We start from the raw sequence: 21,886 nt of genomic DNA on the forward strand, positions 1-21,886 counted from the left end.
TCGGCGGGTGGGCAGGGCGCGGGTCCGCGGGGTGTGTTCAGACGACGGCGGAGCCGGCCAGCAGTCCGGCGAGCGCGCTCACGGCCTCGGGGTCCCGGAGCATGGTGTAGTGGTCGCCCGGGACGGCCACCTGTCGTACGGGATGTGCGCTGAGGCCGCTCCAGCCGAGGTCCCCGCTGTCGGGCAGCAGGGAGCGCTCCGGCTTGACGAGGGTGAGGGGGCGCTCGATGGGGCCCGGCTCGTACGGGGCGGTGCAGCGGTTGTTACGGGACAGGCCGCCCTGGTAGGCGGCGTACAGCTTGCGCAGTCCGGCGAGTTCGGTGCCCCGCGGCAGGAGCCCCTGGTCGACGGCGGCGTCGAGCACCTGGGGCAGTCCGTCCTCGGGTGCGGCGAGGGACGGGACGCTCACGGTGAAGGGGCTGCGGCGCTTCGCCCCGAGGTACATCGCGAACCAGTCGAGGAGCATCGAGGCGTCGAGCAGTTCGTCGGTGCGCTTGAAGGCGGGGACGGGGGCGATGCTGTCGAGCAGGACGAGGTCCCGCAGGACGGCGCCGCGCCCGGCCGCTTCGAGCCGGCTGGCGATCTCGTAGGCGACGACTCCGCCGAAGGACCAGCCGACGAGCGAGAACGGCGCGGAGTCGGCGCCCGCAGCGGCGAGTTCGTCGAGGCAGCGGGCGGCCAGCGCCCCGACGGACACGACGGGTGCGCGGGGGTCGAGGGCCGCGGCGAGGAACTCGGGGACGTTGCCCAGGTCGAGCAGGTACAGGGCGGTGTCCTCGGGCAGCTGCCCGGCGAGCGCCTCCCACTCACCGGCCGCGAGCGCGCCCGGGTGGACGGCGCAGATCCGGTGGGCCGCGTCCCCGCCCGCGTCCCGCAGGGTGCGCAGTACGGGGCGGGGTGCGGACGGGTCAGGCCGCGGCGACATGGTTCGCGCTCTCCTCGGCTATGTGCTCGGAGAGCGCGGCCACGGTCGGGTGGTACCAGAGGGCGGTCGCCTCCAGTTCGAAGCCGAGCCACTTCTCCAGCTCGCCGGCGAGGATGAGGGCCTCGGTCGAGTCGAGGTCGAACTCGTCGAAGTAGCGTTCGACGTCGATCTCGGAGGGCTCGACCTCCAGGCGGACGGCCAGCTTCTCGACCAGCCAGGCCTGTGCTTCCTTAGCGGTGACAGTCTGCATGGGAGTACCTCGATTCACTTCTTGACGGCGTGGGGGCGGAGATCACGGGTGATGGACTCGGCGGCCTTCAGCCCTGAGACGAAGCCGGCCTCGTGGGACCCGATGAGGTCGTGGCCGATCTTCGGGGAGTGGAAGTACGAACCGGCGAGCTTGACGCGTCCGGTCTCGTTGACCGAGTAGATGGTGCGCTGCATGCCGCGCACGTCCAGGTCGATGATCGGGTGGGTGAACGGCAGCTCGCGGATGACGAGTTCGTCCCGGGGGACGATGGGCGAGTCGAGCGTGACGAAGTAGTCCTTGCTCGCGGTGAAGCCCTGGAGCGAGTTCATGTAGTACGCGACCCAGGTGCGGGTGCGCCCGTCCACGGTCTTGAGGCCGTAGTTCCAGCTCTGCCAGCGCTCGCGGTTGGGCGGCATCGCGGCCGGGTCCGTGTGCAGGACGGCGCTGGTGGAGCTGTAGCGGACCTTGCCGAGGATGTCGGCCTGGAGTGCGCTGGGCTGTTCGAGCATCGCGAGCGTCTGGTCCGCGTGCGAGGCCAGGACCGCGTAGTCGTAGCGCTCCTCGCCGTCGGCCGTGCCGATGACCACACCGTCTGCCTCCTCGCGGACCCGGGTGACCGGGCTGGAGGTGCGGACCTTGCCGTGGATCCCGGCGACGACCCTGCGTACGTACTCGATGCTGCCGCCGGCCACGGTCTTCCAGGCGACCGTGCGCCCGCCGAGGCCGCCGGGGTCGTGGGACATGAAGAAGGCGATGACGGTCGTGGCGGGCATCTCCCAGATGAGCTCGGCGGGGATGGACCAGACGGCGGTGGCGAGCAGGACGACGTAGCCGTACTTGAAGGCGTCGGAGTAACCGCCCCTGCTCAGGTACTCACCGAGCGCCATGTCGGTGCGCTTGCGCAGGAAGTCGCGCGGCGCCTCGCGGTGGAAGCGTTCGGCGTCCCGCCACAGGGTGAGGAAGTCGGCCGGATAGCGCCGGGCGATCTCCTCCTCGGTCAGTTCGAACTCGGTCGTTCCGTAGTCGAGGCCACGGTCGAGGTCGAAGAAGTCGAATCCGCCCGTGTGGTCCAGGGCGGTGGCGCCGATCTCCTCGAAGAACGCGGTGATCTGCGGGTAGGTACGGGAGTTGAAGACCACGAAGGCGGTGTCGATGCCGATCGTCCGGCCGTCCTCCTCCTCGACCTCGACGGTCAGCGCGTGACCTCCGGGCCGGTCGTCCTTCTCGTACACGGTGACTTCGACGTCGTCCGGCAGGTGGTGGGCGGCGGACAGTCCGGATATGCCGGCACCGACGACAGCGACACGGGTGGTCATGGCAGGCAGCCCTTCGGCGTGAGCGGTACTCGTGGAACCGGTCGCGGCGGCGCGACGACGGCTGGGGCGCAGAGGAGTGAGACCTCTGGGGCGGAGAGTTCGCCTGGGCCCCGTTGCGGCGTTGACGGCCGGTGTGACGGCGGCGTCGCTGCGACGGCGGGGTGTGACGACGGCGGTGTGAACTGTGTCCGGCGACGGGGCCGGCATGGCCAGAAACGTAGGTCGGCCGCCGCACGGGGGTCAATCACCGGATCGGGGACGCCCGAGCGTCCATCGGAAGATCCGATGGGCTGAAAGAACGGTGTCCGGATTCGAACGTCTCTGCGCTCGTAGCCGCTATTCGGCCAACTCCGCGCACCATCCGAAGTTCATCCTTCGTGACTGTCCGGATCGAGGCCAGGGTGGGCTCTTGTAGGAGGCAGCCAACCCTGCCGCCCAGAGCCCCGTGTCATGTCGCAGTAGTAGAGGAGAGGCTTCCATGCCCACCATTCCCTGGATGCCAGGGGCAGCCGCCGACGAAGCGACCGCCGACTCCGGCCAAGCCGTGGTCATGGCGTCCAAGCTTCAGGTCAGCTCGCTGCTCCACGTCCCCCGCTTCTTCCTGCTGTCACTCGTGGTCTGGAAGCAGGTGCGGTCGGCGCCCGGCGTCATCGGCGCCTCGCTGCGGGCAGAACCGCTGAAGAAGACCTTCTGGACCCTCTCGGCGTGGAGCGACCAGGAGGCCCTGGACACGTTCTCGCGCTCGGACCCGCACAAGGGCATCGTCGGCCGTCTCCGCAAGGTGATGGCCCGTTCGGTGTTCGTCTTCTACCCGGCGGACCGCACGAGCCTGCCCGCCGGCTGGGACGACGCGGTGAAGCGGCTGTCCGACAAGGAGGCGGGCCGATGAGCGCCGTCACGGGACAGGCCCCCGCCGACACGCCCCCGAAGCCGGTGATCCCGCGCGGCGGGCTGGTGCTGACCGCCGCCTGCCTCGGGCTGTTCATGTCGTTCATCGAGGTGACGGCGGCGATCTCGACCCTGCGTGCCCTGCAGGTGGACATGCACGTAGCCCCCGCCGACCTGAGCTGGGTGTCGAGCACCTACACCCTGGTCGTGGCCGCCTGTGTGCTCTCCGGAGGCGCACTGGGCGAACGCTTCGGCCGACGCCGTGTGTTCGTCATCGGGGTGGTCGCGCTCGCCGCCGGTTCACTCGTCGTGGCGACCGCGAGCGGCTTCCCGCAGGTGCTCGTCGGCCGGGCGATCAGCGGTGTCGGCGGCGCGCTGGTGCTGCCGACGTCACTCGCCATCATCACCACGACGTTCTTCGTCGACCTGCCGCGCATGCTGCGCTACATCACCATCTGGGTGTCCATGTCCGGCGTCGGCCTCGCCGTGGGTCCGCTGCTCGGCGGTGCGCTCCTGGACCGGTTCGACTGGCCCGCGGTGTATCTGGTGAACGCCCCGCTCGCGGTGGTGACCGTGGCCGTCACCCTTTACGCGGTCAAGGAGACGAAGGTCCCCGACCGCGCTCTCGACCTGCCGGGCCAGTTCCTGTCCGTCGTCGGTCTCGGCACGCTGGTGTACGGGATCGCGGTCGGCGGCCGCGAGGGCTACGGCGACCCGGTGGTGGTGACCACCCTGGTGGTCGCGGTGGTCGCCCTGACGGCGCTGGTCCTGGTCGAACGGCGGGCGCCGGTGCCCATGCTGGACGTACGCATGATGGCTTCGGTCCCGCTGTCCGCCACGCTGGTGGTCGCGGCGAGCGCGCTCTTCACCTTCGTCGGCGTCGTCTTCCTCGAAGTGCTGTTCCTTCAGCGGGTCCAGGGCACCGAGCCCATGGCCACCGGTCTCAAGCTGCTGCCCGCGATGGTCGCGTTCGTCCTGTCCACCCTGGTGGCGCAGCGGATCGCGGGCAAGGTCGGGCCCGCCCGGCTGCTCGCCGTGGGCTCACTGGTCACGGCGGCCGCCGCGATCGTCCTGGTCCGGCAGCAGCCCGACAGCTCGTACGGGATCACGGCCGTCGGCCTGGCGCTGCTCGGCCTGGGCAGCGGGCTCGTGGTCGCCCCGTCGACCGCCGCGGCCTTCGCCGTGGCGGAGCCGGCCCAGATGGGCGCGGCCTCCAACGCGGTGACCGCCTTCCGTCAGGTCGGCTCGGTGCTCGCCACCGCCGTCCTGGGCTCGGTGCTCGCCGTACGGTTCATCGGCGCGCTGCCGGAGCGGCTCGACACCGCCCATGTGCCCCCGGAGGTCGCCACGCAGGTCGTGGCCGTGGCGCGGGAGGGCGGCAACAGCGCCGGCCGTTCCACGCCTGAGGTCACGGAAGCCGTCAGCGCCTCGTTCAACGTGGGCATCCACACCGGTCTGTGGGTGGTGGCCGGGGTGTCCGCGCTGGCCGCCGTGCTCGCCTTCGCGTTCATTTCCACCAAGAAGAAGGAAAGTTAGAATTTCGAATTCCTGATACGGGTTCAGGAATTCTGATAGCGCGCAGAGTACCACCGGAAAAGTATGTACCCGGCGTCCGCGGAGTGGTGTCATTGAATCAACGCGGAGAACTCACCTCGCCGGTCCGGTAATTCGAGGGGAGGCAGGGAAATACCCCCGCACGACTGACGAGGGGCCTGGGCGGAAAGCGTTCCGGCTGCGAGACGGATTCTGTCCCGCAGCCGGGCGCGCCCCGCCGGATCAATGAGCACCTTCCGCCACAACGCCCCCCGGTGCGTCCAGGAAACAGAAAAGGAGATTCCACCATGAAGGTCCGCCGCCGGGATCACCTGGTCTGCAGCTGGCATCCGGACGGGTTGCGCATGGGAATTCCCGGGGAGCGTCGCTGGATCGAGATCACCCCCGATCTGCTCGACCTCCTTTCGAAAGCCGGCGAGGGGACCGACACGGACGAGCTGGCGGGACGGTTCCCCGCCGAGGAGCACGACCGGGTCCGCAGCGCCGTGGGAGCCCTCACGGAGCTGGGTGTGCTGGTGCCGTACGAGGACGCTCCCCCGGCGCGGGACCGCCGTGACACCGTCGCCGGGCGGTTCCCCGCCGAGGTGCGGGGCGCCGAGCGCCTGGTGCACTCCCCCGCCCGCGTGGAGCTCGCGGAGGACCCCGTGGGCGAGGACGGCTTCCCCGGCGTCTTCAAGGAGTACCCCGGCAACCCCGTCGTGATGCTGCCGCGCCGGCCGTTGCGCCTGGCGGCACCGGTCGGGTCGGCCTTCACCACCCGGCGCAGCCACCGCAGATTCAGCGGCGCCCCGGTCTCGCTCGACCAGCTCGGCACCCTGCTCCTCCACAGCTTCGCCCCGCACCGCTCCCTCCACGGCGGCCCTTCAGGCGCCCGGCGGGACAGGGCCGGCTCCCCGGCCGGCGGCCGGCACGAGGCCGAGGCGTACGTCGTGGCGTACGACGTCGAGGGGGTCCAGCCGGGCCTCTACCACTACTCGGCCGCCCGCCATGCCCTGGAGCTGCTCGGCACGGACGCCTCCCGCGAACGCGTAGCCGAGCTGACGTATCATCAGGAACCTTCCTACGAGGGCGCGTTCACGGTCTTCACCACGGCTGTCGCGGACCGGCTGGCCTGGAAGTACCGCCACCCCCACGCCTATCGGCGGTGGATGCACGACGCCGACCACTACGGCCGGACCTTCGCCCTGACCGCCACCGCGCTGGGCCTCGGCCCCTTCCAGACGGTCGCCTTCGCCGACAGCGAGGTGGAACGGTTCCTCGGTGTCGACCCCGACGAGGAGTTCGCCGTGTACCTGCTCTCGGCGGGCGTCCCGGAGCGCCCCGGCCCCTTGGCTCCCGCCGGTTTCGCCTTCCCGCCGCTCCCGGAGGCGACGCCCGCGCCCTGGGCGGCCCCCGCGCCGTGGCCGGCGGCGGGCTGAATCCGGCTCCTCGGGTGCGGCGCCCCGCGCCGTCCGACCTGCCCGCACCGTCCGCCCTGCCCGCACCGTCCGACCTGCCCGCACCTTCCATCCGCCGCGCACCCGGGAGGACCTGTCCATGCACCCCACCGTCGCCCGCCCTCCGGTCACCCGCCACGAACTGCTCACCGAACTGGTGAGCCAGGCAGTCGGAGACGACCGCTGGCTCACGGCCTCCGTCTCGCTCGACGCACTGGAGAACGACGGGGAGCTGGCCCGCAGCGTCCTTCTGGAGGCCGCCGACCGCCTGGCCACGTCGGCGAAGACCGCCGATCCCGCCGACCTCCTCTGGGCCGTACGCAAGGCCGCGCTGAGGTCGGTGGCCCCGGCACCCGTTTCCGTACTCCCCGAGGACACCGCCGAGCCCCGCCGCCCCCTCGACGGCGCCGGGTACAGGGCCACGGAGCAGGACGACGGCGGGGCGCAGCCGACGCCGGGTCCGCACCCCGCGCGGCCTCCGGCGGCACCCGCGCTCGACTCCCTGCGGCGCGGTCCGGAGTTCGATCTGGGTGCGCTGGTCGACGCGCTCGGCTTCATGCAGGTCACCGAGACCCGGTGAACGGGCTCCCCCCGGAGCCCGTTCACCGTACCGACGGGGCGGTGCCGGGCCGGCTCGTCGGGCATCCTCCCGACGGGCCGGCCCCGCCCCGCCCCGTCGGCGTCAGCCGTCGCCGGCCGGTGCGGCGGCTCCCCCGCCGAGGGCGGCCGCGGACTCCCTGCGGCGCCGCTGCTCCGCGACGTCGGCCACGGGAGCGGACAGCATGAGGGCCCGGGTGTACGGGTGCCGGGGGTCGGTGGTGACGTCGTGGGCGTCGCCCGTCTCCACGAAGGACCCGCCCTTGATCACCGCCACGCGGTGGCTCATGAAGCGCACGACGGAGAGGTCGTGGGTGACGAAGAGATAGGCGACGCCCGTCTCCTCCTGGATCTCCAGCAGCAGTTCGAGAACCGTGCGCTGGGTGGTCAGGTCGAGGGCGGACACCGGTTCGTCGCAGATCACGAGCCGGGGACGCAGCGCCAGCGCACGGGCGATGGCGACCCGTTGACGCTGGCCGCCCGAGAAGTCCCGGGGCAGGCGGCTCGCCGCGTCCGGCGGGAGATGGACCCGCTCCAGGAGGTCGCCCACCCGGCCGCGTGCCTCCCGGGTGCTCGTGCCGTGCCCCAGGAGGGGCTCGCTGAGCGTGTCCCCGACGGTGCGTGAGGGGTTCAGCGAGGTGTACGGGTCCTGGAAGACGACCTGGAGGTCGCGGCTGAGCTCACGGCGGCGCGAGGGTTTCGCCGTGTCGATGCGCTCGCCGTCGAAGGTGATGCTGCCGGAGCGGGCCGGTACGAGCCCGAGGACGGCGCGCCCGATCGTCGTCTTGCCCGAGCCCGACTCGCCGACCAGCCCCAGGGTCTCGCCCGGCCGGATGTCGAGGGAGACGCCCTTGAGGATCTCGGTGCGCGGGGCGCGCCATCCCTTGCCCGGGTAGGAGACCCGGAGGTCCCTGATCCTCAGCAGGGCGTCGGGGACGGTGGATTCGGTGGTGGCGGTGGTGGTCATGCGGTGGTCCTCCTCGCCTCTCGGGGCTGCCAGGGCGCACGGACCGGGGCCTCGTCGAGGACCGCGCCGAGCAGGGTCCGGGTGTAGGGGTCCCGGGGGGAGCGGAGGACCTGGTCGGTTGCCCCGGTCTCGAGGATCCTGCCGTCGCTCATCACGGCGACGCGGTCGCAGAGGTCCGCCACGACACCGAGGTTGTGGGTCACCAGAAGCACGCCCAGGCCCCGGTCCTGCTGGAGCCTGCGCAGCAGACCGAGTATCTCGGCCTGGACCCGGACGTCCAGCGCCGTGGTCGGCTCGTCGGCGATGAGGAGCTCCGGGTCGCAGGACATGGCGCCCGCGATCAGGACCCGCTGGGCCATGCCCCCGGAGATCTCGTGGGGGTACAGCCGCATCGTCCGCGCGGGTTCGGGGATCTCCACGAGGCGCAGCAGGTCGAGAGCCCGGTCGGCGGCCTCCTTCCGCGAGATGCCGAGGACGTGCCGCATGGGTTCCATGAGCTGACTGCCGATGGTGAAGGCGGGGTCGAGGTTGCTCATGGGTTCCTGCGGGACGTACGCCACGGTGCCTCCCCTCAGCGCACGGTGAGCGCGCTCGGGCAGTCCGACGATCTCCTGCCCCTTGATCATGACGCTGCCCGAGGCGACGCGCCCGCCCTCGGGCAGGATCCCGAGCACGGAGAAGGCGGTCTGGGTCTTCCCGGAGCCCGACTCCCCCACCAGGCCCACGATTTCGCCGGGGTGCACGTCGAGGTCGATGCCGTGCACGACTTCCTTGCGTGTACCGTCCGGGCGGGCGTAGGCGACGGTGAGGCCACGGACCGAGAGGAGTGCGCCCGGTTCCGACGGCCTGTCCACGACCGGCGCGTGCGGGGTGGCCCGGGCACGGGACCTGCCACGGCGCCGCCCGGCGGGCTCGCCGCCGCGGTCCTCCAGTACGTCGCGCAGCGCCCCGGCGAGCAGGACGAGGCTGCCGTTGGTCAGGCCGAGGGCCAGTCCGGGCCAGAGGATGAGCAGGGGCGCGCGCTGGATGTTCTGGAACGCCTCGTTGAGCATCGCGCCCCAGGTCGCCGCCGAGCCGCTGCCGACGCCGAGGAACTCCAGACCGGCCTGGAGCCCGATGGCGATTCCGGCGACGAGGGCCACCTGGATGATGAGGGGGCCGCGGACGACGATCAGGATGTGCCGGGCGACGATCCGGGTGTCGGACAGCCCGGACACCTTGGCGGCGTCGACGTACAGCTCCTTGCGGACGTTGGCGACGATGCCGCGGACCAGACGGAAGAAGGCGGGGGCCACGAGCACCCCGAGCACGATCATCAGCACCCAGACGTTGGGGCCGAGGATGGCGCGGGAGGCGAGGAGCACCACCATCGCGGGCAGCGCCATGACGAGGTTGACGGCCCAGTTGGCGACGGAGTCGAACCGGCCGCCGTAGTAACCGGCGTACAGGCCGGACGGCACTCCCAGGGCGAGGGCGATCGCCAGGGCGACCACCGCGCCGCCCAGTGTGTTGCGTCCGCCGTACAGGATGCGCGAGAGGATGTCCCGCCCCGCGGAGTCCATGCCCATGGGGTGCGCTGCGTCGGGCGCGGCGAACGCGTCGCCGAGCGAGGAGATGTCCGGGGCCTGCGGTGCGAGCAGGGGCGCGAGGACGACACCGGCGACGAGCAGGAGGAGCACCCCCGCGGAGATCGCGCCGAGGGGGTTGCGCAGGAGCCTGCGCAGACTGCCGGCCGCGGAGCCGGGGTCCGGTGCGGACGGGTGGGACGCGGCATCCGCGCCGGCCGGGAGGTTCTCGCTCATGCGGCCCTCGCCTTCGGGTTGAGCCAGCCGATCATGGTGTCGACCAGGAGATTGATCAGGACGACACCGATCACGGTGAACATGACCAGCGCCATGATCACGGGGATGTCACCGCGCGTGGTGTAGGTGACGGTCATGCTTCCGATCCCGGGGAGCCCGAAGATCTGTTCCACGAGCACCGCGCCGCCGAGCAGGCCGACGAACTGCATCCCGAGGACGGAGAGCGCGGGCGCGGACGCGTTGCGCAGCACGTGCCGGAACACGATCCGGGAGGTGGGCAGTCCGCGTGCGCGCAGCGTACGGACGTAGTCCTGGCGCAGGACGTCGACGACGGCGCCTCGGACCTGCTGGGAGACCCCCGCGACGGAGGCGACCGCGAGGGACAGGACCGGGAGCGTGACGGTGGAGAGCCAGCCGCTGGGTGACTCGGTGAACGGGGTGTACCCGATCGCCGGGAACCAGTTCAGGTTGACCGCGAAGACCAGGACGATCACCAGGGTGACGAGGAATCCCGGCAGGGCGTATCCGACCACTCCGAGGACCTGTACGAAGCGGTCGGCCGCTCCGCGCCGGACGCCCGCCCAGACGCCGAGCAGGAACGACACGAGGGTGGTGACGAGGGTGACTCCCAGGGTGAGGCTCGCGGTGACCGGCAGCCGGCCGGCGACCGCGGTCCCGACGTCCTCACTGGTGAACCAGGAGGTGCCCAGGTCGCCGCGGACGGCGTGCGCGAGCCAGTCGGCGTACTGCACGAGCACCGGCCGGTCCAGGCCGAGCGAGGCGTTCTTGGCGTCGACGGCCGCCTGGTCGGCGCCCTGGCCGAGGAGTTGCCTGCCGACGTCCGCGTCGGAGACCGACAGCAGCAGGTAGGAGAGGAGGGAGATGACGACCAGGAGCACAGCCCCCGCCGCGATCCTTCGGGCGATGAAGTTCAGCATGGCACTCGGTATCTGTTCGGCACTCGGCTGTGCGTGGCCGGCCGCCGGGGGTGGTCCCGCCTCGCGGACCTCCCCCGGCGGGCCGTCATGAGACGGGGGCGTAGTTGTAGATCGACGGCACGGCCATGCCGGACTGCGGGGTGATCTTCACCGTGCCGTCCGAGACGTGCAGATAGGTCATCCGGTAGAAGGGCACGAACCAGCCCTCCTCGACGAGGTGCCTGTTGAGCGCCGTAGCCGCCTGCTTCGCCTGAGCCCCGGTGCCGGTCTGGATCCGCGGTATCAGCTTCTGCACGGTGGCGTCGGTGGTGCCGAACATGTTGAAGGCGCCGGGAGTCACCAGCTCGTTGACGACGACCCAGTCGGACGAGGACTGCCCGATGTTCATGACCATCCCGGAGTAGGCGCGGTCGGTGAACACCTTCTGGACGGCCGAGCTGCCGTCGAGGTCGTCCCAGACCAGCGTGATGCCGATGGCCTTGAGGTCGGTGACGAGCGACGCGGCCAGGGCGTCGTTGACGATCGCGGAGATGCGGGGAAGCTTCAGCTCGAAGCCTTTGGCGTAACCGGCGGCCTTCAGCAGGCCCTTGGCCTTCGCCGGGTCGTGGGACCAGTAGGTGTCCAGCTTCGGGTCGTAGCCCTGGGTGTCGGGGCCGAAGACCTGGTCCGTGACCTTGCCCCGCTTCTGCCGGATGGTGGAGAGCATCGTCTCGCGGTCGATCGCGAGGTTGAGCGCCTGGCGGACCCGGGGGTCCTTGAGCGCGGGGGTCAGCGCGCCCGCGCGGTCGAACAGCAGCAGCCCCTGGAAGTCGAACTCCTGCTTCGTCGTCTTCACCCGGGGGTCGGACTCGATGCTGATCTGCTGGTCGGCGCTCTGCAGGAGGGCCGCGTCGACCTGGCCGGTCCTGATGCCGTTGACGATCGCCGTCTCGTTGTCGAAGAAGCTGATCGCGAGGTTCTCGTAGGGTGCCTTCTCGCCCCAGTAGTCCTTGTTCCGCTCGTAGACCCACTTGGTCCCGATGGTCGTCTTCGCCTTGACCAGGCGGTAGGGGCCCGTGCCGTCCGGGGTGGTCTTGAGGCTGTCGGCCTTGGCGAACTTCGCGGGGTTCGCCATCAGACCCGCCGCGTCACTCAGGTAGAAGAGCATGGCCGGGTCGGCCTGTGCTAGCTCGAGGGTCACATGCGTGGGGTCCACGACCTCGACGGCCTCCAGACCGTTCAGCCACTTCGCGTCGGCCCCGCCGCCCTTCTTGAAGTGCTCCATGTTCGCCTTCACGGCGGCCGCGTCGAAGGCCGTGCCGTCGGCGAACTTCACGTCCTCGCGCAGGGTGAGGGCGAGCTCGGTGGCGTCCTCGTTGTACGTCCACTCCGTGGCGAGCATCGGGCTGAAGTCACCGTTCGGCTCCCGCTTGACCAGGGTGTCGTAGGTGGCCTGGAAGAACGGCAGCGCGCTGCCCACGGCGTGCGCCGGGTCCAGGCTCTGAGGGAAGGTCAGCGTGGCGATGTCCAGCTGCGAGTCGCCGGAGCTCTTGGTGGCCGAGCCCGCGCATCCCGCGAGGGCGAGGGACATCGCCAGGGCGGCGGCGAGAGCCCCGCTCCGAGTGGTTCTGCTCATGAGATTCGCTCCGTCTGGAGGGCCGGGGAAGGACGTCCCGGGTGAGAGTGGCGGTGAGCCTACACACGGAATTAACCAGTTGGTAGGTTTTTACGGTGCGAGTTCGTTCGCCTGGTAAATTCCGGGGGAGCATGACGAACCCGCAGGTCAGGACAGTCGCGGCGGACCGCCCTGGAGGCCGGCCCCGCGAGCGGCAGGGCGGACGGCTGCCCCACGACGGCAGGAGGCCGCCGAGTTGAGTGACCGACCCGAGGACGCCCCGCAGCGCCTGACGAAGGGCGAGCGCACACGCGCCCGCATCCTCGAAGCGGCGACGGAGCTCTTCTCCCGCACCGGCTTCAACGCGGTCTCGCTGCGCGACATCGCCGCGCACGCCGGGATGACCCACGCCGGTCTGCTCCACCACTTCCCCGGCAAGGAGGCCATGCTCCTCGAGGTGCTGGCGCAGCGGGACCGTACGGACGCGCAGACCGTCTTCCCCGACATCGTCCGGCCGGGAACACCGGCACAGGCGACCGACCGGCTGCGCGGCCTGGTCGGCCTGGTGGTGCGCAACAGCCGGACGCACGGCATGGTGGCCCTCTACACGAAGCTGTCCGCCGAGGCGACCGACCCCGACCATCCCGCGCACCACTACTTCAGGGAGCGCTACCGCGTCGTCAGGGCGGAGCTGACCGGACTCGTCGGGGCCCTGCAGGCCGAGAGCGGTTCGCCGGCCGACGTGGAACCCGGCGTGGTGGCCGTCCAGTTGCTCGCCCTGATGGACGGGCTTCAGACCCAGTGGCTGCTGGAGCCCGAGGCCGTGCCGATGGAGGCGCTGGTACGCGCGTTCCTCGCCCGGCTCGGGCTCGACCCCGACGACGGCGCGGGGAGGGATGCCCCCGTCAGCGTGTGAGCGTCGCGAGTGCGGCATCGGCCGTGCTTCTGTGTCCGGCGGCGTTGGGGTGGAACCCGGCCGCCTCGGCCGTGTCCGCGGGCTCGATCCAGCGGACCCCGGCCGGCTTGCACGCGTCGTGCCCGACGGAGGGCGCGTACGCGTCGACGTACACGTCCCGCCGCGCCCCCGCCTGCTGCGCGAGCATCGAGTTGAGCTGCTTCTCCTTGTCCCTGATCCAGGGGAAGTCGCCGGTCGCGAGGGACACCGTGGGGCGGCAGGCCGTCCCGTCGTCGGGGAGGATCGCGGGATATCCGACCACCAGCACCCTGGCGTTCGGTGACCTGCCGTGGATCTCCGCCAGCACCGCAGCGACCTTCGGTGCCGTGGTGGCGATGCGGGAGCCGATCTCGTCGGTGCCGAGCAGCGTGTAGCTGCTCTTGCAGGGCGCGCCGTACGGGGCCAGTTGGCCGAGGATGACGCAGCGCGTGAGGATGCCGGCCAGGTCGAGGTCGTTGCCGCCGATGCCGAGGGTGACCAGGGTCGTGTCGGGCCGCAGGGCGTCGAGCTGGGGAGGCGCCGTCGCCTGCGGGGCCGTCATATGGCTCGTGTCGGCCCCGGCGCAGGTGACGTCGGTGAACGAGGCGGCGCCGAGCTCCGCCGCGATCAGGGACGGGTAGTTCCTGGACGAGCGGCCGCAGGTCGCGTCGGTCTGGTCGGGCACGCCCGGCCCGGAACTGAAGGAGTCTCCCAGCGCGACGTACCGGACGGCCTCCCCGCCGCTCACGCCCGGGCGTTCCGCGGGGCCGGCGGAGGCGGCTCCCGCGGAGGCGGCCAGCGCGGCCATGACGGTGACGGCGGCGAGCGGGACGCGCACCGCCCGGCGGGCGCGGCCGGAGAGTCCGGCCCGTGAAGAGGGCTGACTGGCAGGGGACATGACCGTTCCTCGTTTCGTTCAGGGAAAGGAGGCGCGGCCTCAGGACGCTGTGCGGTGCACTGTCCCGGAGCGGCGCGGCTCGAGCGCGAAAACCGTACGTTGAACGGTTTCTAACCGTCAAGGGGTCGCACAGAGGCTCACGCACCGCATGTCCGCCGTACGACTGACGTGCGGTGAGACCCCTTGACGTCTAAAACCGATCAATTTACGGTTTTCAGATCGCCCGGGACCGGGCGCCACCCGGCCGGCCGCCGCCCGGCCGCTCCTCCCGCCCCGACCCGTTAGGTGCCGCATGACCCAGCAGACCCCTCCTCCCCCGGCAGCTCCGCGGCTCTCCCTCACCGAGAAGGCGTCCCTGACCAGCGGCGCCGGTGATTTCGTCACGACGGCCGTGCCGGAGGCGGGGATTCCCGCCGTCACCATGTCCGACGGCCCGCACGGGCTGCGGCTCCCGAAGGAGAGCGGCGACGGCGGCCAGGTCGATCTGCACAGCGCCGCCCCGGCCACCTGCTACCCGCCCGCCGTGGCGCTGGGCAGCAGCTGGGACCCGGAGCTCGCCCACCGCGTGGCGGGTGCGCTCGCCGACGAGGCGGCCTCGCACGGGATCCGTGTCCTGCTCGGCCCCGGCATCAACATCAAGCGGTCCCCGCTGTGCGGGCGGAATTTCGAGTACTTCTCCGAGGACCCGCTGCTCACGGCCGAGATGGGCGGCGCGATGGTCCGGGGGCTCCAGGAGTCAGGCGTCGGCGCGGCACTCAAGCACTACGCGGCGAACAACCAGGAGACCGACCGCATGCGCGTCAGCGCCGACATCGACGAGCGCCCGCTGCGCGAGATCTATCTGCGGGCCTTCGAACGCATCGTCCGCCGCGACCGCCCCTGGTCCGTCATGTGCTCCTACAACGCGGTCAACGGCACGCTTCTGTCCGAGAACGCCCGGCTGCTCACCGGCATCCTGCGTACCGAGTGGGGCTTCGACGGCGTCGTCATGTCCGACTGGGGCGCCGTACGCGACCGGGTCGCCGCACTCCGCGCAGGACTCGACCTCCAGATGCCGGGCACGCACGGCCGCTCCGACGCGGAAGTCGTCGCGGCGGTGACGGCGGGAGAGCTCGACGAGTCGGTGCTGGACACCTCCGTGGAGCGGCTGGCCCTCTTCGCCCGGCGGGCCGACGAGGGCGTCCGGACCGGCCCCCGGATGTCGGTGGACGAGCACCACCGCCTCGCCGGGGAGGCCGCCGACCGGTGCGTCGTCCTCCTCAAGAACGAGCGGGGGATCCTGCCGCTCGACCGGTCCAACGGCAGCGTGGCGGTCATCGGCGAGCCGGCACGCACGCCGCGCTACCAGGGCGCGGGCAGCTCCCAGGTCACCCCGACCCGGCTCGACACGCCCCTCGACAAGCTGCGTGAACTCGCCGACGGCGCCCGCGTGGAGTTCGCCCCCGGCTGTCCGGCCCCCGGCGGCGAGGGGGAGGCGACGGCCGGGGCACCGGCTGACGAGGCCGTGCGTCTGGCGGCCGCCTGCGACACCGTCGTCGTCTTCCTGGGCCTGTCGGCCGCCGACGAGTCCGAAGGGTTCGACCGCGGCCACATCGGCCTGCCGGAGGACCAACTCCTGCTGCTGGAACGGCTGGTAGCGGCGAACCCACGCGTGGTGGCCGTACTCTCCAACGGCGGCGTGGTGCGCACCGCTCCCTGGCACGACACCGTGCCCGCCCTGATCGAGGGCTGGCTGCTGGGACAGGCCGGCGGCGGCGCCCTGGCCCGGGTGCTCTTCGGCGCCGTCAACCCGTCGGGCAAACTGGCCGAGACCGTCCCGCTGCGCCTGGAGGACTCACCGAGCCACCTCTCCTTCCCGGGGGAGGAAGGGCATGTCCGCTACGGCGAGGGCGTCTTCGTCGGGTACCGGGGCTACGACGCCGCGGCACGCGAGGTCGCCTTCCCCTTCGGTCACGGCCTCTCGTACACCTCCTTCGCGTACTCCGGCCCGAGGGTCGAACGGGACGGTGACACCTTCTCCGTGAGCGTCACCGTCACCAACACGGGCCGGCGCCGCGGACGCGAGGTGGTGCAGATCTACAGCAGCGGACCGGCCGGGTCCACGGTCGCCCGCCCCCCGAGGGAACTGCGCGGCTTCGTGTCCGTGACCCTGGACCCCGGTGAGAGCCGTGACGTCGCCGTGGGGATTCCGCGCGGTGAACTCGCCTACTACAGCGCACGCGAGTCCGGCTGGCGGGTCGAGGGCGGCGACTACGGCATCGAGGCCGGCTCGTCCTCCCGGGACATCCGTGGTTCTGCGGTGATCAGCGTGGAGGGCGATCCGCCGGGCGTCGCGCTGAGCGGCCGCAGCACGATCGCGGAATGGCTGGACCACCCGGTCGGCGGCCCGCTGCTGATGGAGAGGTTCATGGCCGCCCGGGCCGCGGCGGGAGCGGCCGCCATGGAGAACCCGACGATGGCGCGGTTCCTCGCCGGTATGCCCCTGGAGGTGGTCGCCGAGTTCCCGCAGAGCCCCGTGGGCCCCGACGGCGTGGCGGAGCTGACGGCCCTGGCCGCGGCCGGCACGCCCGCGGGGGACGCGTGAGATGACAGGACGCCCGGCGGTGGACGGAAGCGTGCGACCGGGCTGGGAGGCGGTACGGGATACCTTCGCACAGGGCCAGGCGCAGGATCCCGGTCACGCCCAGCTGGCCGTGCACCACCACGGCCGGCTGGTCGTGGACCTGTGGTCCACGGGCGCGCCGGCCACCGGCTCCCTGCGCCCGGGCACGGGGGTCTTGGGCGCAGGGGTCCCTGGCGCAGGGAACCCGGCCGCTGCGGCCCCGGGCCCCCGGCCGTTCGGCCCGGACTCCGTCGGCGTCCTGATGTCGGTCTCCAAAGCCCTGGTCGCCGTCTGTGCCCATCTCCTCAGCGAGCGCGGGGTCCTGGACCTGGACGCACCGGTCGCCCGCTCCTGGCCGGAGTTCGCCGCCTCGGGCAAGGCGGAGACCACGGTCGCCGACCTGCTCGCCCACCGGGCGGGCCTGCCCGCGTTCACAGCCGACCCCGGGGGGACACCCCTGCCCGGCCTGCTCGACGCCGAGGCTCGCACACGCGCGCTCGCGGCGATGCGGCCCGTATGGCAGCCGGGGTCGGCGTTCCTCTACCACGCGCTGACCTACGGGCACCTGGTCGGAGAGGTCGTCCGCCGGGTCTCGGGACGGAGCGTCGGCCGGCTGTTCGCCGACGAGGTGGCCGGGCCGCTGGGCCTGGATCTGTGGATCGGCCTGCCGCAGCGGGAGGAACACCGGTTCGTGCCTCAGTCCGCCGGCCCGCCGCCCACAGCCGAGCAGATCGCGGCGGCCGTCGGACGGCTCGGCCTTGCCCCGGACCACCCGCTCGGCACCGCACTGCGGGCCTCGGCCGCCGAAGTGGCCGGTGTGGTCGGGGCGTTGAGCCATAGGAAGGGGCGGGCCGCCGGGATACCGGCCGCCGGCGGCATCGGGAACGCCCGGTCCCTCTCCCGGCTGTACGCGGCGCTCATCGGCCGCGTCGACGGCATACGGCTGCTGTCACCCCGGACCCTGGACCTGGCGCGCACTCCGCACACCGACCATCTGCCGCAGCCCGCGCCGCTGCACCGGTTCGACGGCCCCGACCGCTCCCGATTCGGGCTCGGCTTCGAACTGCCCCGCCCCGGCGAGCCCCTGCTGGGCACCGGCTCCTTCGGACACGCCGGGGCGGGCGGCCGCCTCGGGATGGCCCACCCGGAGAGCGGACTCGCGGTCGGTTACGTCTGCACGGCGATGACCTGGGAGCCGTCGGCCGGGCCCGACCCGCGCTGGGCGCCCTGGACGACGGCCGTCAAGGAGGCGGCGGGACTCCCCGCCCCGGCCTGACACCGGCGCGGCCTCCGCGAGGGGCAGCGTGGGCACCGGCGGCCACCGCCGGCACCCACGCTCCGCTCAGCCCTTCGCGCCGAGCGCGAGCAGCCGCATGATGTCGTCGATCGGCTGCTCCATGTCCGTCGTACGGTCGATGAGCCACTGGAGCTGGATGCCGTCGGCCACCGCGAGCAGCAGCACCGCCAGCCGGTCGGCGGGGATCTCCGTGGTCATCCGCCCCTCGTCCATCCGCGCCTGGACGTAACCGGCGACGCGCTCGCGCAGGACCGGATAACGCTCCGCGAAGTGCGCGTGGGCCGGGTGCCCGGGGTCGCCGGCCGCCGCCGCCATGGAGACGAAGAGCTCCACGAGCCCCGGGGTCTTCGCCCCCTCCCGGATGATCTCGCGGTAGCTCTCCGGGCTGGTGCGCTCGTCCTGCCGGACCCGGGCGGTCTCGTCGCGCATCCGGAGGACCTGCGTGAGCAGATCCTCCTTGGAGCTGAAGTAGTGCATCAGACCGGGCAGGCTGAGGCTGCACTTGGCGGCCACCTTGCGCAGCGAGGTGCCCCGGTACCCCTCGGTGGCGAAGATCTCCAGAGCCGCCTGCAGGATCTCGGTGCGCTTCGCCTCGCCCTTTTCGTACGGGCCCCGTTTCGCCATGCCCAGCAGCCTAACCGGCACTGCGGACACGGGCGGGCCCGGCCGCCGGGAGCCCGAGGGGCCCCTCCGGGATGCGGCCGGCCCGGGCCAGCGAGCCGAGCCATCCGGCGGACGGCTTGGGCGTACGCGCGAAGGTCCGCGGGTCGACCGCGATCAGCCCGAACGTCGGCCGGTAGGAGCCCCATTCGTAGTTGTCCAGGGCGCTCCAGTGCAGATAGCCGCGGACGTCGATCCCGTCGCGCATGGCCGAGGCCAGGCTCGCCAGGGCCCCCGTGGTGTACGCGATGCGCTGCTCGTCGTCGGCCGTGGCGATGCCGTTCTCCGTGACCAGGACCGGGACGCGCGGGCCGACGACGTCCGCGGTGTGCCGTACGGCCTCCCCCAGCGCCTCGGGGTAGACCTCCCAGCCGGCGAGTGTGGTGGGAGCGCCCTGCGGGACGGGCAGCGGACCGTCCTTCCCGATCCGGTGGCGCGTGTAGGCCTGGACGCCGATCCAGTCGTCCTCGCGGGCGGCCTCCAGATAGATGTCCTCCCGTGGCCTGGCGTACGCCGCCATGACCTCCTCCGCGCCGGGCTCGGCCTGGTAGGCCTGGTTGGCGACCGTCCACCCCACCTGGAGCGTGGGATCGGCGGCCTTCAGGACGGCGGTGGCGGCCCGGTGGGCGCGGATCAGCGCCTGCGCGACCGAGGCGTCCGGCTCCGCCGAACCGGGGTCGAGCGCGGCACCGGTCCGCTCGCCGCCCGCCGGACGCGCGGTGCCCTCGTCCTGCGCGAGGCCGGCACCGCGGATCAGGGTGGACATCAGCGCGATCATGTTCGGCTCGTTGATGGTGGCGACGTGCCGGACGCCCGGCAGGAGGATCTCCGTGGCGACGCGCGCGTACGAGGCGAACAAGTCCGCCGAGTCGGGCGAGGCCCAGCCGCCGAGGGCGCTGAACCACCGCGGGGAGGTGAAGTGGTGCAGGGTCACCACCGGTGTCAGCCCGCGCTCCAGCGCTCCGCGCACCATGGCGCGGTAGTGCGCGACGGCAGCCCGCGACACCTGCCCGCGCTCGGGCTCGACACGGGCCCACTCGATGCTGAACCGGTAGGCGTTGAAGCCGAGTTCGCTGAGCAGGTCCATGTCCTCGGGCCAGCGGTGCAAGCTGTCGGCCGCGTCTCCGCTGCGCTCGGCGACGAAGGTGCCGGGCCGGTTCTCGATGGCCCACCAGTCGCTGGAGACGTTGTTCCCCTCGACCTGGTGGGCGGAGGTGGAGGCGCCCAGCAGGAAGCCATCCGGGAGTGCGAGTCCTGGCCCGGTCGGGGGTGTCATGGAGGAGCTCCTTCCGCAGCGGGGCCGAGGGCCGCGTGAGCCGGTCCCCGCCCCGTGAAAAGCGTTCATTGATCGGTTTTCGTGTTAGCGTACAGGCGCACCTGGCCTGCAGGAAGAGGCGACGGCCTCGGCGCGCCGCCGCGGGAGGCCGGTCCGCACATCCGAAGGGAGCAGCCGGTGGAGGAGACCATGAACGCCGTCATTCCCCAGCCCGGGCGGCAGGACGCGGCCGCCCCCGGCCCGGGTCCGCACGCCAAGGGCCCGTGGCGGATCCACGCGGCGGACGACCGCCTGACCGCGATGGCGGGGACCGTGAGGACGCTGCTCGAACCGCACCTGGGCAACCGCACGGACACCCCGGCGGCCACCCTGACGCTCGCCCTCGACGAGACACTCGGGCCGCACGGCCGGACGGTGGGCGTCGCCCCCTGCGGGGCCGCCGAACCCGTCGACGAGTCCTACCGCCTCACGGTCACCGGGTCCGGCATCACCTGCCTGGCGGCCACCCCCACCGGCGTGTTCCGGGCAGTGGCCACCGCCCTCCAGCTCATCGCCACCTCCACCGGCCCCATCCCCTGCCAGGAACTGTGCGACGCCCCCCGGTTCGCCTGGCGCGGCCTCCTGATCGACCCGGCACGCCACCACCTCACACCGGGAGAGGTGCGCCGGGTCATCGACCTGGCGGCGCTCTACAAGCTCAACGTGCTGCACCTGCACCTCACGGACAACGAGGGCTGGCGCCTCGAGATCCCCGGCACCCCGGGACTCACCGCGGCCGGGCCGGACGGCTCCCCCCGCGGCTTCTACACCGCCGAGGACTACCGCGCCCTCCAGCGGTACGCCGCCGAACGCTTCGTGACGGTCGTCCCCGAGATCGACCTGCCCGGCCACTGCGCCACCCTGCGCGAAGCGCTGCCCGGACTTCCGGACGCACCGGCGCCCGAGGGCCTGAAAGGACGCTTTCCGTACGTCCCACCGCTCGACCTCGCGGACCCGGGCACCCGGGAGGCCGTGGCTTCGGTCCTCGCCGACGTGTGCCGCCTGACCGACGGCCCGTTCGTCCATGTGGGCGGCGACGAGGCGGTCGGGGCGACCCCGGACAGCTTCGCGCACGCGATCCGTGAACTGCGCTCGCTGGTACGGGAGTCCGGGAAGCGGCCGCTGGCCTGGCAGGAGTCCTCACGGGCCGGGATCGGCCCGGACGACATCGCGCAGTACTGGGTGGACGTGCCGATGATGGACCTGCCGGACACCCCGGAGGAGCTCGCCGGCCGCCCGGAACTTCTCGCGGCGGGCCACACCCCCGAACTGATCGCGGCACTCAAACGGTTCTTCGCCCCCAGCGACCACGATCTCTCGCGCGTCCTCGAAGGCGGCGGCCGCGTACTCCTGTCCCCGCAGTCCCACCTCTACCTGGACCGCGCGTACGCCCCCGAGGTCGTCCCGCCCGCCCAGGCCCCGACCGCGGCACGTGTCGGATTCCCCGCCTACCGGCCCCACGGAGTCCGGCACACGGCCGCCTGGGACCCTGCCTCCCACGCGATCCCCGACGACCGGGTCGCGGGCGTCGAGGCGACCGTCTTCGGCGAGTCGGTCGAAGGGTTCGACGACGTCACCGTCCTGCTGCTGCCGCGCCTGCCGTCCGTCGCGGCGGCCGCGTGGGCCGGAAGGGCGCCCCGCTGGGACGACCACCGCGTCCGGGTCGCCCGCCACGCGCGCCTCTGGCAGCAACGGGGGCTCACCTACCTCGCCTCGACGGAGATCCCCTGGGACGAGCCGGACTCGGACGGCGCGCGCGCTCAGCCGCCGCCCGGCCGCACCCCGGGGCGGACATCGCCGTCGGGTCCGCCGGACACCGACGCGTGACGTGTGGCCTCCGCACAGCCTCCCTCCTTCGGAGGGACATGGCGGCAAGACCGTTTTCGGCGTCGGTGAACGGTTACCCGCCTTGT

The 21,886-nt window shown here is 72.2% G+C and carries 18 protein-coding genes; 8 read left to right on the forward strand and 10 right to left on the reverse strand.

From position 1 onward, the window contains the following. Nucleotides 1-37 precede the first annotated feature (37 nt). From ACIP63_RS24615 to ACIP63_RS24625, 3 genes are read right to left on the reverse strand one after another with little or no spacing between them, the layout of a single operon-like run. Entirely contained in the window at nucleotides 38-925 is an 888-nt protein-coding gene (locus ACIP63_RS24615) for an alpha/beta fold hydrolase (RefSeq protein ID WP_401519276.1), read from the reverse strand. Further along, the gene (locus tag ACIP63_RS24620; protein WP_104784310.1) at nucleotides 909-1,175 is read right to left on the reverse strand and encodes an acyl carrier protein; all 267 of its coding nucleotides are present in this window, start codon (nucleotides 1,173-1,175) and stop codon (nucleotides 909-911) included. The genes ACIP63_RS24615 and ACIP63_RS24620 overlap by 17 nt, the downstream gene beginning before the upstream one ends. A gap of 14 nt (nucleotides 1,176-1,189) precedes the next feature. After that, a complete protein-coding gene (locus tag ACIP63_RS24625) occupies nucleotides 1,190-2,491 on the reverse strand; it encodes an NAD(P)/FAD-dependent oxidoreductase (protein ID WP_401519279.1) in 1,302 nt (433 codons plus the stop codon). A gap of 478 nt (nucleotides 2,492-2,969) precedes the next feature. Between ACIP63_RS24625 and ACIP63_RS24630 the strand changes: the two genes are divergently transcribed. The 4 genes from ACIP63_RS24630 (at nucleotide 2,970) to ACIP63_RS24645 (ending at nucleotide 6,949) form a co-directional block, all read left to right on the forward strand. Continuing rightward, nucleotides 2,970-3,380, forward strand: coding sequence for a DUF3291 domain-containing protein (locus tag ACIP63_RS24630; protein WP_401519280.1), 411 nt, complete (start codon nucleotides 2,970-2,972; stop codon nucleotides 3,378-3,380). Then, on the forward strand, nucleotides 3,377-4,915 hold the full coding sequence (locus tag ACIP63_RS24635; RefSeq protein WP_401519283.1) for an MFS transporter: 1,539 nt from the start codon (nucleotides 3,377-3,379) through the stop codon (nucleotides 4,913-4,915). Before ACIP63_RS24630 ends, ACIP63_RS24635 begins: the two co-directional genes overlap by 4 nt. A 305-nt stretch (nucleotides 4,916-5,220) precedes the next feature. Continuing rightward, complete coding sequence (locus ACIP63_RS24640; RefSeq protein WP_401519285.1) at nucleotides 5,221-6,351, forward strand: SagB/ThcOx family dehydrogenase; 1,131 nt, start codon at nucleotides 5,221-5,223, stop codon at nucleotides 6,349-6,351. A gap of 118 nt (nucleotides 6,352-6,469) precedes the next feature. Then, a complete protein-coding gene (locus tag ACIP63_RS24645) occupies nucleotides 6,470-6,949 on the forward strand; it encodes a hypothetical protein (protein ID WP_401519287.1) in 480 nt (159 codons plus the stop codon). A 102-nt stretch (nucleotides 6,950-7,051) separates the two neighbouring features. Here the strand turns inward: ACIP63_RS24645 and ACIP63_RS24650 are convergent, their stop codons facing one another. The 4 genes from ACIP63_RS24650 to ACIP63_RS24665 form a co-directional block, all read right to left on the reverse strand. Then, the gene (locus ACIP63_RS24650; protein ID WP_401519290.1) at nucleotides 7,052-7,933 is read right to left on the reverse strand and encodes an ABC transporter ATP-binding protein; all 882 of its coding nucleotides are present in this window, start codon (nucleotides 7,931-7,933) and stop codon (nucleotides 7,052-7,054) included. After that, nucleotides 7,930-9,735, reverse strand: a complete 1,806-nt coding sequence (locus ACIP63_RS24655; protein WP_401519293.1) for a dipeptide/oligopeptide/nickel ABC transporter permease/ATP-binding protein — start codon at nucleotides 9,733-9,735, stop codon at nucleotides 7,930-7,932. Before ACIP63_RS24655 ends, ACIP63_RS24650 begins: the two co-directional genes overlap by 4 nt. Further along, nucleotides 9,732-10,673, reverse strand: coding sequence for an ABC transporter permease (locus ACIP63_RS24660; protein WP_401519296.1), 942 nt, complete (start codon nucleotides 10,671-10,673; stop codon nucleotides 9,732-9,734). Before ACIP63_RS24660 ends, ACIP63_RS24655 begins: the two co-directional genes overlap by 4 nt. An 85-nt stretch (nucleotides 10,674-10,758) precedes the next feature. Next, nucleotides 10,759-12,288, reverse strand: a complete 1,530-nt coding sequence (locus tag ACIP63_RS24665; protein WP_401519297.1) for an ABC transporter substrate-binding protein — start codon at nucleotides 12,286-12,288, stop codon at nucleotides 10,759-10,761. A 235-nt stretch (nucleotides 12,289-12,523) separates the two neighbouring features. On the opposite strand from ACIP63_RS24665, the gene ACIP63_RS24670 reads away from it, so the two are divergent. After that, nucleotides 12,524-13,183 (forward strand): TetR/AcrR family transcriptional regulator, encoded by a 660-nt coding sequence (locus ACIP63_RS24670; RefSeq protein WP_401519300.1) that lies wholly within the window; start codon nucleotides 12,524-12,526, stop codon nucleotides 13,181-13,183. On the opposite strand, the gene ACIP63_RS24675 is transcribed toward ACIP63_RS24670, so the two are convergent. Beyond that, the gene (locus tag ACIP63_RS24675) at nucleotides 13,173-14,099 is read right to left on the reverse strand and encodes an SGNH/GDSL hydrolase family protein (protein WP_401519301.1); all 927 of its coding nucleotides are present in this window, start codon (nucleotides 14,097-14,099) and stop codon (nucleotides 13,173-13,175) included. The genes ACIP63_RS24670 and ACIP63_RS24675 overlap by 11 nt on opposite strands. 292 nt (nucleotides 14,100-14,391) lie before the next feature. Here ACIP63_RS24675 and ACIP63_RS24680 point away from each other — a divergent pair, with 292 nt between their 5' ends. Then, the gene (locus ACIP63_RS24680) at nucleotides 14,392-16,683 is read left to right on the forward strand and encodes a glycoside hydrolase family 3 C-terminal domain-containing protein (RefSeq protein ID WP_401519304.1); all 2,292 of its coding nucleotides are present in this window, start codon (nucleotides 14,392-14,394) and stop codon (nucleotides 16,681-16,683) included. Nucleotide 16,684: 1 nt separating this feature from the next. Next, the gene (locus tag ACIP63_RS24685) at nucleotides 16,685-17,977 is read left to right on the forward strand and encodes a serine hydrolase domain-containing protein (protein ID WP_401519307.1); all 1,293 of its coding nucleotides are present in this window, start codon (nucleotides 16,685-16,687) and stop codon (nucleotides 17,975-17,977) included. Nucleotides 17,978-18,043: 66 nt separating this feature from the next. On the opposite strand, the gene ACIP63_RS24690 is transcribed toward ACIP63_RS24685, so the two are convergent. Continuing rightward, nucleotides 18,044-18,622 (reverse strand): TetR/AcrR family transcriptional regulator, encoded by a 579-nt coding sequence (locus ACIP63_RS24690; protein ID WP_401519310.1) that lies wholly within the window; start codon nucleotides 18,620-18,622, stop codon nucleotides 18,044-18,046. Between the two features lie 10 nt (nucleotides 18,623-18,632). Then, nucleotides 18,633-19,934, reverse strand: a complete 1,302-nt coding sequence (locus ACIP63_RS24695; protein ID WP_401519312.1) for a glycoside hydrolase family 1 protein — start codon at nucleotides 19,932-19,934, stop codon at nucleotides 18,633-18,635. A 189-nt stretch (nucleotides 19,935-20,123) separates the two neighbouring features. On the opposite strand from ACIP63_RS24695, the gene ACIP63_RS24700 reads away from it, so the two are divergent. After that, on the forward strand, nucleotides 20,124-21,800 hold the full coding sequence (locus ACIP63_RS24700) for a family 20 glycosylhydrolase (RefSeq protein ID WP_401519314.1): 1,677 nt from the start codon (nucleotides 20,124-20,126) through the stop codon (nucleotides 21,798-21,800). Nucleotides 21,801-21,886: the final 86 nt, after the last annotated feature.

This window comes from Streptomyces sp. NPDC088746 (assembly GCF_044751065.1).
Classification (GTDB): Bacteria; Actinomycetota; Actinomycetes; order Streptomycetales; family Streptomycetaceae; genus Streptomyces.

Bases quoted from the DNA above. Each gene is read 5' to 3' on its own strand.
- ACIP63_RS24615 (WP_401519276.1), bottom strand. From the start codon at position 925: ATGTCGCCGCGGCCTGACCCGTCCGCACCCCGCCCCGTACTGCGCACC.
- ACIP63_RS24620 (WP_104784310.1), bottom strand. From the start codon at position 1,175: ATGCAGACTGTCACCGCTAAGGAAGCACAGGCCTGGCTGGTCGAGAAG.
- ACIP63_RS24625 (WP_401519279.1), bottom strand. From the start codon at position 2,491: ATGACCACCCGTGTCGCTGTCGTCGGTGCCGGCATATCCGGACTGTCC.
- ACIP63_RS24630 (WP_401519280.1), top strand. From the start codon at position 2,970: ATGCCCACCATTCCCTGGATGCCAGGGGCAGCCGCCGACGAAGCGACC.
- ACIP63_RS24635 (WP_401519283.1), top strand. From the start codon at position 3,377: ATGAGCGCCGTCACGGGACAGGCCCCCGCCGACACGCCCCCGAAGCCG.
- ACIP63_RS24640 (WP_401519285.1), top strand. From the start codon at position 5,221: ATGAAGGTCCGCCGCCGGGATCACCTGGTCTGCAGCTGGCATCCGGAC.
- ACIP63_RS24645 (WP_401519287.1), top strand. From the start codon at position 6,470: ATGCACCCCACCGTCGCCCGCCCTCCGGTCACCCGCCACGAACTGCTC.
- ACIP63_RS24650 (WP_401519290.1), bottom strand. From the start codon at position 7,933: ATGACCACCACCGCCACCACCGAATCCACCGTCCCCGACGCCCTGCTG.
- ACIP63_RS24655 (WP_401519293.1), bottom strand. From the start codon at position 9,735: ATGAGCGAGAACCTCCCGGCCGGCGCGGATGCCGCGTCCCACCCGTCC.
- ACIP63_RS24660 (WP_401519296.1), bottom strand. From the start codon at position 10,673: ATGCTGAACTTCATCGCCCGAAGGATCGCGGCGGGGGCTGTGCTCCTG.
- ACIP63_RS24665 (WP_401519297.1), bottom strand. From the start codon at position 12,288: ATGAGCAGAACCACTCGGAGCGGGGCTCTCGCCGCCGCCCTGGCGATG.
- ACIP63_RS24675 (WP_401519301.1), bottom strand. From the start codon at position 14,099: ATGTCCCCTGCCAGTCAGCCCTCTTCACGGGCCGGACTCTCCGGCCGC.
- ACIP63_RS24680 (WP_401519304.1), top strand. From the start codon at position 14,392: ATGACCCAGCAGACCCCTCCTCCCCCGGCAGCTCCGCGGCTCTCCCTC.
- ACIP63_RS24685 (WP_401519307.1), top strand. From the start codon at position 16,685: ATGACAGGACGCCCGGCGGTGGACGGAAGCGTGCGACCGGGCTGGGAG.
- ACIP63_RS24690 (WP_401519310.1), bottom strand. From the start codon at position 18,622: ATGGCGAAACGGGGCCCGTACGAAAAGGGCGAGGCGAAGCGCACCGAG.
- ACIP63_RS24695 (WP_401519312.1), bottom strand. From the start codon at position 19,934: ATGACACCCCCGACCGGGCCAGGACTCGCACTCCCGGATGGCTTCCTG.
- ACIP63_RS24700 (WP_401519314.1), top strand. From the start codon at position 20,124: ATGAACGCCGTCATTCCCCAGCCCGGGCGGCAGGACGCGGCCGCCCCC.